The 14,186-nt window shown below is 61.8% G+C and carries 11 protein-coding genes; 3 read left to right on the forward strand and 8 right to left on the reverse strand.

The features are described from left to right. Positions 1 to 24: 24 nt before the first annotated feature. From purU to PverR02_RS29135, 7 genes are all read right to left on the reverse strand, one after another. The gene (gene purU, locus PverR02_RS29105; RefSeq protein WP_017847874.1) at positions 25 to 882 is read right to left on the reverse strand and encodes a formyltetrahydrofolate deformylase; all 858 of its coding nucleotides are present in this window, start codon (positions 880 to 882) and stop codon (positions 25 to 27) included. 177 nt (positions 883 to 1,059) lie between these two features. Next, positions 1,060 to 1,692: a sarcosine oxidase subunit gamma gene (locus PverR02_RS29110; protein WP_046487905.1), complete on the reverse strand. Its 633-nt coding sequence runs from the start codon at positions 1,690 to 1,692 to the stop codon at positions 1,060 to 1,062. 109 nt (positions 1,693 to 1,801) lie between these two features. After that, positions 1,802 to 4,819 carry a sarcosine oxidase subunit alpha gene (locus PverR02_RS29115; protein ID WP_046381816.1) on the reverse strand — a complete coding sequence of 1,006 codons (3,018 nt, stop codon included), beginning with the start codon at positions 4,817 to 4,819 and terminating at the stop codon, positions 1,802 to 1,804. Then, on the reverse strand, positions 4,816 to 5,118 hold the full coding sequence (locus PverR02_RS29120) for a sarcosine oxidase subunit delta (RefSeq protein WP_017847877.1): 303 nt from the start codon (positions 5,116 to 5,118) through the stop codon (positions 4,816 to 4,818). Before PverR02_RS29120 ends, PverR02_RS29115 begins: the two co-directional genes overlap by 4 nt. A 15-nt stretch (positions 5,119 to 5,133) precedes the next feature. Next, complete coding sequence (locus PverR02_RS29125) at positions 5,134 to 6,384, reverse strand: sarcosine oxidase subunit beta (protein WP_003209185.1); 1,251 nt, start codon at positions 6,382 to 6,384, stop codon at positions 5,134 to 5,136. A 22-nt stretch (positions 6,385 to 6,406) separates the two neighbouring features. Continuing rightward, positions 6,407 to 7,660 (reverse strand): serine hydroxymethyltransferase, encoded by a 1,254-nt coding sequence (gene glyA / locus PverR02_RS29130; protein ID WP_017847878.1) that lies wholly within the window; start codon positions 7,658 to 7,660, stop codon positions 6,407 to 6,409. A 251-nt stretch (positions 7,661 to 7,911) separates the two neighbouring features. Next, entirely contained in the window at positions 7,912 to 8,640 is a 729-nt protein-coding gene (locus PverR02_RS29135; RefSeq protein ID WP_079444837.1) for a TraX family protein, read from the reverse strand. A gap of 90 nt (positions 8,641 to 8,730) precedes the next feature. Between PverR02_RS29135 and PverR02_RS29140 the strand changes: the two genes are divergently transcribed. Beyond that, positions 8,731 to 9,771 carry a threonine aldolase family protein gene (locus tag PverR02_RS29140; RefSeq protein ID WP_017847880.1) on the forward strand — a complete coding sequence of 347 codons (1,041 nt, stop codon included), beginning with the start codon at positions 8,731 to 8,733 and terminating at the stop codon, positions 9,769 to 9,771. Positions 9,772 to 9,830: 59 nt separating this feature from the next. Here PverR02_RS29140 and PverR02_RS29145 read toward each other — a convergent pair whose 3' ends face one another. After that, complete coding sequence (locus PverR02_RS29145) at positions 9,831 to 11,648, reverse strand: flavin monoamine oxidase family protein (protein ID WP_079444838.1); 1,818 nt, start codon at positions 11,646 to 11,648, stop codon at positions 9,831 to 9,833. 277 nt (positions 11,649 to 11,925) lie between these two features. Between PverR02_RS29145 and PverR02_RS29150 the strand changes: the two genes are divergently transcribed. Then, positions 11,926 to 13,371 (forward strand): purine-cytosine permease family protein, encoded by a 1,446-nt coding sequence (locus PverR02_RS29150; protein WP_079444839.1) that lies wholly within the window; start codon positions 11,926 to 11,928, stop codon positions 13,369 to 13,371. Then, entirely contained in the window at positions 13,368 to 14,183 is an 816-nt protein-coding gene (locus PverR02_RS29155) for a nitrilase-related carbon-nitrogen hydrolase (RefSeq protein WP_079444840.1), read from the forward strand. The genes PverR02_RS29150 and PverR02_RS29155 overlap by 4 nt, the downstream gene beginning before the upstream one ends. Positions 14,184 to 14,186: the final 3 nt, after the last annotated feature.

Consider the following 14,186-nt stretch of genomic DNA (forward strand, 5'->3'; position numbering starts at 1 on the left):
GGGGCTTGCCCCCGATGGCGTCAGTCAGAGCACCACCGTCCGATTGGCATTCAAAAACACCCGCCGTTCAATGTGATACCCCACCGCCCGGGCCAGGGTCAGCCCTTCGATATCGCGCCCCTTGGCAATCAGATCCTCGGGGTAATGACTGTGATCCACCACCTCCACACCCTGGGCGATGATCGGGCCTTCGTCCAAGTCGTTGTTGATGTAATGCGCCGTCGCGCCGACCAGCTTCACGCCCTTGTTGTACGCCTGGTGATACGGCTTGGCGCCCTTGAACCCCGGCAACAACGAGTGGTGGATATTGATCGCCTTGCCATCCAGCTTGCGGCACAGCTCCGGCGACAGCACTTGCATGTAGCGCGCAAGGATCACCAGTTCCGCGCCGGTGTCTTCAATCACTTGCCACACCTGACGCTCCTGGGACGGTTTGTCGTTGGGGTCGAGGGCGAAGTGGTAGTAGGGAATCTGGTGCCAGTCGGCCAACGGTTTCAGATCGGGGTGGTTGGACACCACCGCGACCACGTCCATCGACAGTTGGCCGATACGCTGGCGATACAGCAAGTCGTTCAGGCAGTGATCGGCCTTGGACACCATGATCACCACTTTGGGCCGATAGTTCGGCGCCGTCAGTTCGAAGACCATGCCAAAGGCTTCCCCGCGCGCGGCCAGGCCATCGCGGAACGCTTGCTCATCGAAACCCTCCGGCTGACGAAACTCCACGCGGATAAAAAAGCGCCCTGACAGCCGGTCATCGAACGAGTGGTGCTCGGTGACGTAGCAACCCTGCTCGAACAGGTAGCGGGTGACCGCGTCCACCGTGCCGAGCACGCTGGGGCAGTCGGCGGTCAAAATCCATGTATCGGGTGCGCGGCTCATGACAGGTCACTCCTCAAGCAAAGCCCGGCCTCACCCACCCCTACCCCTGTAGGAGCGAGCTTGCTCGCGAAAATCGTCAACGATAACGCGGGCATCCTGGATGACCGCAGTGCCCTTGAGGTTTTCGCGAGCAAGCTCGCTCCTACAGGGTGGCGGGTGAGGGGGGTGGGGGTCATATCAGGCTTGAACGCTCAGGCCGAATTCGGCCGAGGCATCCTGCAACCACAACCACCAGTAATCCGAGAAGCTGCGACGAATCACCAGCTCCCAGGTGTCTTCGGCGGTATGGCGGATCACCAGTTGCGACTTGGCGAACACCGTGCCCACCGCCTTGCCCACCGGGAAGTTGTTGGGGTGTACGTCGTAGCTGGTGGACTTCATCAGCACGTCGCGCACGTTCGGGCCGCGCAGTTCGAGGATCTGTTGGCCGCCGCTGACATTGACGATCTGGATATGCAGATCGCCCAGGGCGGCGCGCAGGTTTTGTTCGGCGGCGAATTCTTCACCGCTCGGCACCACCAGCAGCCACTCGTCCGGGCCGAGCCATTGCAGGCTGGTGTCGCCGTTGACGATCACCGTCAGCGCGCCGGGCAGTTCGATGCCCAGGGCCTTGTGGACGCCAGCGGCGAAGGCGGCGTCATGGCCGTCGCCGCGAATAGTCAGGTGGCCGAGCAGTTTCTTTTCACGCACGGTCACGCCGGCATTCTTGCGGCCCTTGCCGACCAGGCTGGCGAGGTCGGCATGGTGCAGCGACGACTCGGCCTTGGCCCCGGTGGTGGGGCGTTGTTGGTATACGTTGGCTGCTGTCATAGAGCACCTTTGCTGAATTCTGTTGTGTGGCTACTGGCGTCATCGGGGGCAAGCCCCCTCCCACATTTGGAATGTATTCCCCTGTCTCCCGATGGCGCGCCTCGGTCCATCAGATGTTCTGGCGGTCGCCTTTCGGATCAAAGAACACCGAGGACACAATCTCCGCCTCGATCACGCTGCCATCCGCTTGCGGCGAAAACACCCGCTCGCCGATGCGCTTCAAGCCGCCCTTGACCACCGCCAGCGCAAACGAATAACCGAGGGAGTTATGCGCGTAGCTGGAGGTGACGTGGCCGACCATCTTCATCGGGATCGTCTGCTTGGCGTCGAACACCAGTTGCGCGCCTTCCGGCAGCCACACCGCTGGATCGATCGGCTTGAGGCCGACCAATTGCTTGCGATCTTCGCGCACGCAGTCTTCGCGGTTCATCCCGCGCCAGCCGATCCACGAGAACGGCTTGGTACGGCCGACGCACCAGCCCATGTTCAGGTCGTCCGGGGTCATCGAGCCGTCGGTGTCCTGGCCGACGATGATGAAGCCCTTCTCGGCCCGCAGGACGTGCATGGTTTCGGTGCCATACGGGGTCAGGTTGTACTTTTTGCCGGCCTCGACGATTTGCTCCAGCACGCCCATGGCGTAGTCGGCCTGCACGTTGACTTCATACGACAGCTCGCCGGTGAACGAGATGCGGAACACCCGCGCCGGTACGCCGCCGACCAGGCCTTCTTTCCAGGTCATGAACGGGAAGCCGTCCTTGTCCAGGTCGATGTCGGTGACTTCGGCCAGCAGCTTGCGGCTGTTGGGGCCCGACAGGGTCATGGTCGCCCAGTGGTCGGTGACCGAGGTGAAGTAGACCTTGAGGTCCGGCCATTCGGTCTGTTGGTAGATTTCCAGCCATTGCAGCACACGGGCCGCGCCGCCGGTGGTGGTGGTCATCAGGAAGTGGTTGTCGGCCAGGCAAGCGGTCACGCCGTCGTCGAAGACCATGCCGTCTTCCTTGCACATCAGGCCGTAGCGCGCCTTGCCCACGTCGAGCTTGGTCCAGGCGTTGCTGTAGATGCGGTTGAGGAACTCGCGGGCATCCGGGCCCTGGATGTCGATCTTGCCGAGGGTCGACGCATCCAGCAGGCCGACGCTGTCGCGCACCGCCAGGCATTCGCGCTTGACCGCCGCGTGCAGGTCTTCACCGTTGCGCGGGAAGTACCACGGGCGTTTCCACTGGCCAACGTCTTCAAACTCGGCGCCATTCTTCACATGCCAGGCGTGCAGCGCGGTGTAGCGAACGGGTTCGAAGATGTGCCCACAGTGCCGCCCCGCAACCGCGCCGAAGGTCACCGGCGTGTAGTTGGGGCGGAACATAGTGGTGCCCATCTGCGGGATGGTCACGTTCAGCGAACGCGCCGCAATGGCCAGGCCGTTGACGTTACCCAGCTTGCCCTGGTCGGTGCCGAAGCCCAGCGCGGTATAACGCTTGACGTGTTCCACCGACTCGAAACCTTCGCGGGTCGCCAGTTCGATGGCGGCCGCAGTGACGTCGTTCTGCAGGTCGACGAATTGCTTGGGCGCCCGTGCAGTGGCTTTCTCGTGAGGCACCTGGAACAGCGCCAGCGTCGGCTCTTCCAAGCGGTTCAAGGCTTTGGGCAGCGTGCCTTCCACCGGGCTAAACCCGGCTTCGCTGGCGGCGCGCACGCCCCCTTCAAAACCGTCCGCCAGGGAATCGCCCAGGCCGTAGACGCCGTTGATACCGCCAACGCACACGCGCTTTTGCGGTGCTTCACCCGGTACAAAACCGAGGATGTCTTCGCGCCAGGTCGGCTTGCCGCCCAGGTGCGAGGCCAGGTGGACCACCGGGCTGTAGCCGCCGGAGCTGGCCACCAGGTCGCAGTCCAGCCACTCGCCGGGGCTGGTGACGGTATGCGCTTTGACATCGATGGCGGCAACACGGGCGCCGCTCACATGCTTGCTGCCACGGGCTTCGATCACGGCGCTGCCGGTGAGGATACGAATGCCTTTGGCGCGGGCTTCTTCCACCAGCGCGCCGCGTGGGTTATGGCGGGCATCGGCCACGGCCACCACTTTCAGGCCCGCTTCCAACCAGTCCAGGGCGACGCGGTAGGCATGGTCGTTGTTGGTCGACAGCACCAGTTTCTTGCCCGGCGCCACGCCGTAACGGCGCACGTAAGTCGAGACTGCACCGGCGAGCATATTGCCCGGCACGTCGTTGTTGCCGTACACCAGCGGACGCTCGCACGCACCGGTCGCCAGCACCACGCGCTTGGCACGCACACGGTGGATACGCTGGCGCACCTGGCCGATCGGCGCACGGTCGCCGAGGTGATCGGTGAGACGCTCGTGAATGGTCAGGAAGTTATGGTCGTGGTAACCGTTGACGGTGGCGCGGGGCAGCAGCACCACGTCCGGCAGGGCTTTGAGTTCGGCGATGACGCTGGCGACCCACTCGGTGGCCGGCTTGCCGTCGAGGCTTTCGCGCGAATCGAGCAACGAGCCGCCGAACTCTTCCTGCTCATCGGCGATGATCACGCGGGCGCCGCTGCGCGCAGCGGCCAGTGCAGCGGCCAGACCGGCCGGGCCGGCACCGACCACCAGCACGTCGCAATGCCGGTTGAAGTTGTCGTAGGTGTCCGGGTCGTTCTCGGTCGGCGAGCGGCCTAAACCCGCAGCCTTGCGGATGTACTTCTCGTAGGTCATCCAGAACGACTGCGGGTACATGAAGGTTTTGTAGTAGAAACCCGGTGGCATCAGCTTGCCGCCGACTTTGCCGAGAATACCCATCACGTCGTTGTTCACGCTCGGCCAGCCGTTGGTGCTGGTGGCGACGAGGCCCTGGTACAACGCCTGTTGCGTGGCGCGCACGTTGGGAATCTGGGTGGCTTCGGTGGCGCCGATCTGCAGCACCGCGTTCGGCTCTTCGGCACCGGCAGCAAAGATGCCGCGTGGGCGCGAGTACTTGAAGCTGCGGCCGATGATGTCGACACCGTTGGCCAGCAGCGCGGCGGCCAGGGTGTCGCCTTCGAAGCCTTTGTAGGTCTGGCCGTTGAAGCTGAAGGTCAGGACTTTGTTACGGTCGATCCGGCCACCGTTGGACAGGCGATTGATCTGGCTCATACCTTCGCTCCAGCAGCCTTGGCGGTGAATTGCGGCTTGGTGCCGATTTTGTAGGTTTCAAGAATTTCGTAGGTCAGCGTGTCGCGGGTCGCGTTGAAGTACTGACGGCAACCGGCGGCGTGAATCCACAGCTCGTGGTGCAGGCCGCGGGGGTTGTCGCGGAAGAACATGTAGTCGCCCCACTCTTCATCGGTGCAGGCGTTGGGGTCCAGCGGGCGTGGGATGTGCGCTTGGCCGGAGGCATGGAATTCCTCTTCGGAGCGCAGTTCGCCACAGTGAGGACAGAAGATATGCAACATAGGGAATTTCTCCTGTTAGTGGGCGACGGCCGCAGCGCCGTGTTCGTCGATCAACGCACCGTTGTGGAAACGGTCGATGGAGAAAGGTGCGGCCAGCGGGTGCATTTCACCCTTGGCCAGGCTCGCGGCAAACACGTTGCCTGAACCGGGAGTGGCCTTGAAACCGCCGGTGCCCCAACCGCAGTTGAAGAACATGTTCGGCACCGGGGTCTTGGAGATGATCGGGCAGGCGTCCGGCGTGGTGTCGACGATGCCGCCCCACTGGCGGTTCATACGCACGCGTGAGAGCACCGGGAACATCTCGACGATGGCCTGGATGGTGTGTTCGATCACCGGGTACGAACCGCGCTGGCCGTAGCCGTTGTAGCCGTCGATACCGGCGCCGATCACCAGGTCGCCCTTGTCGGACTGGCTGATGTAACCGTGTACGGCGTTGGACATGATCACGCTGTCGATAATCGGCTTGATCGGCTCCGACACCAGTGCTTGCAGCGGATGCGATTCGATCGGCAGGCGGAAACCGGCGAGCGAAGCCATGTGCCCGGAGTTACCGGCCGTGACCACACCGACGCGCTTGGCGCCGATAAAACCCTTGTTGGTTTCGACGCCGATGCACACGCCGTTTTCCTTGCGGAAACCGATCACTTCGGTCTGCTGGATCAAATCCACTCCGAGGGCGTCGGCGGCGCGGGCAAAGCCCCAGGCCACGGCATCGTGACGGGCCACGCCGCCGCGTCGTTGCACGGTGGCGCCCATCACCGGGTAGCGGGTGTTCTTCGAGCAATCCAGGTACGGAATCTCGTCCGCGACCTGTTTGGCGTTGAGCAGTTCGCCGTCCACGCCGTTGAGGCGGTTGGCGCTGACGCGACGTTCGGAATCGCGGATGTCCTGCAGGGTGTGGCACAGGTTGTAGACGCCGCGCTGGGAGAACATCACGTTGTAGTTCAGGTCCTGGGACAGGCCTTCCCACAGTTTCATCGCGTGTTCGTACAAGTGCGCCGACTCGTCCCACAGGTAGTTGGAACGCACGATGGTGGTGTTGCGCGCGGTGTTACCGCCGCCCAGCCAGCCCTTTTCGACCACGGCGACATTGGTGATGCCGTGCTCCTTGGCCAGGTAGTAGGCGGTCGCCAGACCATGCCCGCCACCGCCGACGATGACCACGTCGTACACCTTTTTAGGGGTCGGCGTGCGCCACATCTTCTGCCAGTTTTCGTGGTGGCTGAGTGAGTGCTTGAAGAGGCCGAAGCCCGAGTAGCGTTGCATAGTCATTACTCCAAAACCGCGCTCAGCGATAAACCGGGAAATCAGCGCACAGGGCCGACACGCGCTTGGCCACGTCGGCCTCGACATCGGCGTCGCCGAGGTTGTCGAGGATGTCGCAGATCCAGCCGGCCAGCTCGATGCATTGCGGCACCTTGAAACCGCGCGTGGTCACCGCCGGCGTGCCGATACGCAGGCCCGACGTCACGAACGGCGACTGCGGGTCATTCGGCACGGCGTTCTTGTTGACGGTGATGTGGGCGCGACCGAGAGCGGCGTCCGCGTCTTTACCGGTGAGGCCCTGGCGAATCAGGCTGACCAGGAACAGATGGTTATCGGTGCCGCCGGACACTACATCGTAGCCGCGTTTGATAAACACGCCGGCCATGGCCTGGGCGTTGTCGATCACTTGCTGCTGATAGGCCTTGAAGCCAGGCTCCTGGGCTTCCTTGAAGCACACCGCCTTGCCGGCGATGACGTGCATCAGCGGGCCGCCCTGGGCGCCAGGGAATACAGCGGCGTTGAGTTTCTTTTCGATCGTTTCGTTGGCACGCGCCAGAATCAGGCCGCCACGCGGACCGCGCAGGGTCTTGTGGGTGGTGGTGGTGACCACGTCGGCGTAGGGCAGCGGGTTCGGGTACAGACCGGCGGCCACCAGGCCGGCGACGTGGGCCATGTCGACGAACAGCAGCGCACCGACCTTGTCGGCGATCTGACGGAAGCGTGGGAAATCCAGGGTCTTGGAGTAGGCGGAGAAACCGGCCACCACCATCTTCGGCTGGTGCTCCACGGCCAGGCGTTCGACTTCGTCGTAGTCGATCAGCCCGGTGTCGGTGTTGATGCCGTATTGCACCGCGTTGTACAGCTTGCCCGAGGACGACACTTTGGCGCCGTGGGTCAGGTGGCCGCCGTGGGCCAGGCTCATGCCGAGGATGGTGTCACCGGCGTTCAACAGCGCCAGGTACACCGCGCTGTTGGCGGATGAGCCGGAATGCGGCTGCACGTTGGCGTAGTCGGCGCCGAACAACTGCTTGGCGCGCTCGATGGCCAGGGCTTCGACCTTGTCCACATGCTCGCAGCCACCGTAGTAGCGCTTGCCCGGGTAGCCTTCGGCGTACTTGTTGGTCAGGCCGCTGCCCTGGGCTTGCATCACGCGCTTGCTGGTGTAGTTCTCCGACGCGATCAGCTCGATATGATCTTCCTGCCGCTGCTCCTCGGCATTCATCGCCGCGAGCAGTGCATCGTCATAACCCTGGATCTGGTCTTGTTTGCTGAACATCGCGTCTCTCCCAGCCTTTCGTATTGTTAAGGCCCGTGCAGGGCCCTTTGATGCGATGGTAGGGCTGGCGCCGGCAGCTCAAATGCCTACGGACGCCACGCAAAGGTGCGTTTACGACATTGCTGGAACAACGCAGAACAAATGTGGGAGGGGGCTTGCCCCCGATAGCGGTGGATCAGCTTGCACATGCCGTGGCTGACACACCGCTATCGGGGGCAAGTCGAACCGTCGCACCGCCCCTCCCACACTGGTTAGGCGATGATTTGACGGACGAGTAGCAGCAGCAGGAAATGCACAGGATAGAGGGCATACGCCCAGCGGCGCATGGCCGGTGGCGAGGTGTGTTGGGCGTGTCGCAACACGACCAGGCCGAGCAGTGGCGCGAGCAGGCAGGCGCTCAGTCCCATCCGCGCCACCGGCGTGCCGCTATCGAGCAGAATCTGCCATTGATTGGCTGCCACACACAGCAGCCCCGGAAATACGCTGAAATACCATCGCCGACGAAACACCAACACCATCGCCCACGGCAGCAATACACCGAAGAAACCGAACATCAGCTGCGTGGAAAACACAGCGCCTATCGCCAAGGCAATCAGCGCCGATCCTCGATCAACCAGCGCCTTCTGCTGCCATCCTCGGGCAACCAGCAGGCCCAACGCCAAGGTGGGCAACACATTCAACGTATCGGCATCTTCGATGAACAGCCGGTACGGCACTTCACTGATCAGGCTGAACAACAGCAACCAGCCCAGGTAACGCCAGCGGCCGCTCACTGGCGCGTCTCGCACCCGATGCACATTCGCCGCAATCGCCAGGCAAAACCACGGGAACGCCAGGCGTCCCGGCACATACAGGCCATCCAGGCTCAACCCGACATAACGCAAGTGGTCCAGCACCATGCTCAGCAGCGCCAGCCACTTGAGCAAATCCAAGGCGCCATCGCGGACACGTCCGACAGGAATCGTTTCAGTAGCGTGCATAATTCCCCAGTGACTTTGCATTTACAGTGCGTGTGCACCCCGGACAATCTTGGTTAAAGTGTGCACCAACATCGACCACAGGAATGGGCCATGACCGACAAGAGCCAACAATTCGCCAGCGATAACTATTCCGGCATCTGCCCGGAAGCCTGGGCCGCCATGGAACAAGCCAACCACGGCCATCAGCGCGCCTATGGCGATGACGAATGGACCCACCGCGCCGCCGACGGTTTCCGTAACCTGTTCGAGACCGACTGCGAAGTGTTCTTCGCCTTCAACGGCACCGCCGCCAACTCCCTGGCGCTGTCGTCGCTGTGCCAGAGCTACCATAGCGTGATCTGCTCGGAAACCGCCCACGTCGAGACCGACGAATGCGGCGCACCGGAGTTTTTCTCCAACGGTTCCAAGCTGCTCACCGCGCGCACCGAAAACGGCAAGCTGACCCCGGAATCGATCCGCGAGATCGCCCTCAAGCGCCAGGACATCCATTACCCCAAACCCCGCGTGGTGACGCTGACCCAGGCCACTGAAGTCGGCAGCGTGTACACCCCGGACGAAATCCGCGCCATCAGCGCCACCTGCAAAGAGCTCGGCCTGAACCTGCACATGGACGGCGCGCGCTTCGCCAACGCCTGCGCGTTCCTCGGCTGTTCGCCGGCCGACCTGACCTGGAAAGCCGGGGTGGATGTGTTGTGCTTCGGCGGCACGAAAAACGGCATGGCCGTGGGCGAAGCGATTCTGTTCTTCAACCGCGCACTGGCCGAAGACTTCGACTACCGCTGCAAACAGGCCGGCCAGCTCGCGTCGAAGATGCGCTTCCTCTCCGCGCCGTGGGTGGGCCTGCTGGAAAACGACGCCTGGCTCAAACACGCACGCCACGCCAACCACTGCGCGCAGTTGTTGAGCAGCCTGGTGGCGGATATTCCCGGCGTGGAATTGATGTTCCCGGTGCAGGCCAACGGCGTGTTCCTGCAACTCTCGGAACCGGCGATCGCCGCGCTGACGGCCAAGGGCTGGCGCTTCTACACCTTCATCGGCAAAGGCGGCGCGCGCTTCATGTGTGCGTGGGACACCGAGGAAGAACGCGTGCGCGAGCTGGCGGCGGATATTCGCGAAGTGATGGGGGCCTGAAACGACGGCCCACGTCGCAGGTCATGACCTGCGACGCGGGCCGGCGGTAACTGGCGGGCTTACAAGGCCTTCGGCTGAAGCGCTTGCCATTCATCAATGGGGCCGCGGTTCGTGAGAAGGGTCCCACCGTTGAATTTCACCGCCAGTTTATTCACGGCGTTCAAGGCCGTCGTCACCGCCCCTTCCGCCCAGCCACCCGTCCACGAAACGTCGTCACCCGCGAGAATGAACCCATCGGGGTTCAAAACCGACACGCCGTTCATGAACTGCGAAAACAGCAAGCGCTGGTACTCGTACTGCCCCGGCAGGTTCATTTTGAACGCGCACAGGAAAAACGGCTGCTCCTCCCAGTTGATTTCGACAAAGGGGTTGGTCATGCCGAACTCCGCGGCCAGATTCAACTGATGTGGGGCATACACGCTATCCAGCAGGGTCGTGCATAACTGCACGTGGGACGGCAGCGGCGCACCACGATCACCGAGGAATTTGAGGGCGTCATCATTCCAGGTGTAGGACAAAAACAGGCCACAGCCTTTGTAAGGTCCCTGGCTCTGAGCATAGTCCAGCAGGTAGGTGCCACGGGTGATTCGTTCCGACAACGTCACGCTCATCCTGTATTGCAAATCAGTCCCCACATCGGTCCAGAACGGCCGTTTGGTTTGCGCGAAAATTTTGGCTGACTGCATGTAATGGGTGTACATCACCGCTTCCCATTCCTTGGGGGATAGCAGGTCATTCATCTGGTTAAAGCGGGCAGCGCCATCCATATAACGGAATTTGTCGAGGATCCGTTTGTGAGGGGTATAGACCACGGCAGGAAAGGTGTATGAGTGCTCGCTTCCCAGAGTGCGATCAAACACCCACACATCGAACTCGCCATCCGACCGACGCACGATCTGTCGCACTTCCTGGTTCAAAGGCTGAGAGATGACCTGGGTGGTCAGGCCTTCGACGGTGGTCCCCGCAGGCCAATGGACCATGGTGTCGCCGAAGGTATCCGGGGCGCGCCTCCAAAGCCGGCCCGGCAGCTCGCTGGAGCCGTCATACATCAGCTTGTGGTTGGTATCCAGCCCGGTATACAGCACCCGCAGCACTTCCAGGAAACAGTTCGGGTAATCGGTGTTCCAGCCGCCCGTGCCGAAGCCGATCTGGCCGAACAGATCGATATCTTCGCGACTCCACCCCGCCTGCTCGACCATCGCGGCAAAAAAACTCAGGTTGTCCCAACCCGCATCAAGAATGGCGTTCCACAAGGCTTTGATCTTGACCGGATCAAGGCTGTCCTCGGACATTGCGGTTTCCATCTCCGTGAACTTGATCGGGTCCTGTTCAAGAAACACTTCGAATAGCTTGCGCTCGATCTCGGCGTATTCAGACGGCAGATTATCGCCTTCGTAATAGACCTGTTTTTGCTGATAGTCGACGACCGTGCTGGGAGTAAAAGGCGACCCCGGGTTGGGAAAGTCTGTCGAATTGGCCGTCATGCCAACTTTATTGAAATAGTGCATCAACGCTTTGCCTGAAACAGGAAAGCGCATGGCACCCTTTTCGCAGATAACACAGTTAGCAGGATCTTGCGGATCACCCGCCACATAGGAATACAGTCGCCCACCGATGCGGTCACTGGCCTCCACCACCACCGGGTGCAACCCCATACGCATGGCTTCATAGGCCGCGACCATTCCAGCGACGCCGGCGCCGACGATCAAGACCTGCTTGCCATAGGCCTGGCGGGATACCTGCGCCAACGGCGTGCCTAAACTGTCAGCCGTTTCAAGAAACCGGGCGTAATGAAAAGGAAAGTCCGGAACAAGTGCAGTGACATTCTTGGCAAGCAAGCGCGCTGCGCCTTTACTGCGGGAGGGGATAGCAGACATGGCAATCGTCCTTGGTATGTAATCAGGACGTCCACCTACTGCTTCAATGCGAAGGGCGAATACGACGTATGTGCTGCTCAGCGTAGATAATTGTAGGAAATGGCTCTATATCACTTGGAAATAAAAAGCCAATGCGTAATACAAGCCTTGCTTCAGAAGGCTTCAGGCAATCAGTTCAGAAATTCGTGAAGTGATTATTTGCAAATGCCGATTCAATAATCTTTTTAGTTACAAGACTCTTCATAGTCTCACTTAATAAAAACAGACCGTGATGCCTATGAACAAGCCCCCCAACCGTTCGGCTGCTCCGCCATCCACCACGCTGAAAATCGAAACCCGCTCCATTGACTACGTGCCGCGTAATGAGCGCCACGGCAAGGTCTGGCATCAGGCACCGTTCTGGTTCACCGGTAACTTCGTACTGACCACCCTGGTCACCGGGTTTACCGGCGCAGCCTTGGGGCTGAGCCTGGTGTATGCGATCCTGGCGATTGTCATCGGCGTGTGCCTGGGCACGTTCGCCATGGCGTTCCACGCCAACCAGGGGCCGCGCATGGGTTTGCCGCAGATGATCCAGTCGCGGGCACAGTTCGGCCTGCGCGGGGCAATCGTGCCCTTTATCGCAGTGGTGTTCGTGTATATCGGCTTTAACGTGTTCAACGTGATCCTGGCGACCGACGCCATCAATACCGTGCTGCCCGGCAACCGCGCACCGTGGTACGCCTTGATGATCTTCCTGGCCGTGGTGATTGCCGTGATCGGCCACGACCTCCTGCACACCGTGCAACGCTGGCTGACCTACGTGATGATCAGTGTGTTCGCGGTCCTCACGGTTGCTGCCGTGATGAACCTGCAGGCCGACATGGCGGTGGCCAACGCCCATTTTTCCTGGCCGGCTTTTCTGATCCAGCTTTCAGCCGCCGCGGGTTACCAGATCAGCTACGCCGTCTACGTCTCGGATTACTCGCGCTACCTGCGCCATGACACGCCGTCGCGCAAAGTCATCGCCTGGACGTACCTGGGCGCCGCCGGCTCGGCGCTGTGGCTGATGTCGCTGGGGGCCTTTCTCGCCTCGGCGCTGCCCTCACCCGACGCCATCGGCAGTGTGCAGGCTGTGGGCAACCAACTGCTTCCGGGGTTTGGCACCTTTACCGTATTGATCGCAGTGCCCGCACTGGTTGGCATCATGGCCGTCAACTGCTACGGCGCCATGCTGACGGGGATCAGCGCGATTGACGGCTTCGTGTCGATCAAACCGGGCATCAAAGGGCGCATCGTGGGAATCAGCCTGGTGGGCGGCGCGATTTTCGCCATCGCTTTGAGTATCCCGCAGAGCTACCTGGAGAGTTTCAATACCTTCGTCTTGCTGATGCTGTATTTCCTCGTGCCCTGGACCGCCGTCAACCTCGCGGACTTCTATGTTGTACGCAAGGGGCAATACGCAATCAGTGACATCTTCAACCCGAACGGTATCTACGGCCGCTGGTCGGGTGCCGGGCTTATTTCCTATTTCCTGGGCCTGGGGGCGATGACACCGTTCATCTCCCTGGGGTTTTACCAAGGGCCCATCGCGACGGCTTTGGACGGGGCCGATATTGCATTCGTGGTCGGCCTGGCAGTTTCTGCAATCGCCTACTGCCTGCTGTCATGTACACGTGACCTGACCGCCGAGCAACGCGCAATTGAAGCCAGCGACCGCCTGTTTGAAGGCGAAGAGTCATGACACCGGTACGCGTTGTCTGTCATCAACTGGAACCGCACCTGGGCGACACCGACTACAACCGTCGTCTGAGTGAAACGGCGATCCGCAGCGCCGCCGCCCTGGGCGCCCATGTGGTGGTGCTGCCCGAACTCATGCAAAGCGGCTACGCGTTCAATGACCTGGCAGAAGCCAGAGCGGTGTCGGAACCGCTCGATGGCCCGACGCTGTGTCTGTGGAAAGCCCTGGCTATCGAGTTGGGCTTGATCGTCGTCGCCGGCTTCTGCGAGCGCCTGAGTGCCGGCCGAGTTGCCAACAGCGCCGCGTTGATTGAGCCCGACGGTAGGCTGACGGTGTATCGCAAGGCGCATCTGTGGGACCGTGAAAAGCTGATCTTCACCGCCGGTGATGCGCCGCCACCGGTGGTCGACACCGCCGTCGGGCGGATCGGCATGATGATCTGCTACGACCTGGAGCTGCCCGAGTGGGTACGCCTGGCCGCGCTGGCGCAAGCCGACTTGCTCTGCACCCCGGTGAACTGGCCGGACGGCCCGCGCCCCTCGGGTGAGCGGCCGGCAGAGATCGTGCGAGTCCAGGCCAATGCGGCGGTCAACCGCATGTTCATCGCGGCGTGCGACCGCCATGGCGAAGAACGTGGCGTCAACTGGGTGGGCGGCTCGGTCATCGTCGACGCCGATGGCTACCCGCTGGCCGGAGCAAGCGCCCACCCGACGGAACAACAATTGGTGGCTGACTTGCCCTTGGCGCAGGCCAGGAACAAGTCAATCAGCGAGCACAACCACGTTCACCGGGATCGTCGGCCTGGGCTGTACTGAGCG

This window comes from Pseudomonas veronii, from assembly GCF_002028325.1.
Taxonomy (GTDB): domain Bacteria; phylum Pseudomonadota; class Gammaproteobacteria; order Pseudomonadales; family Pseudomonadaceae; genus Aquipseudomonas; species Aquipseudomonas veronii.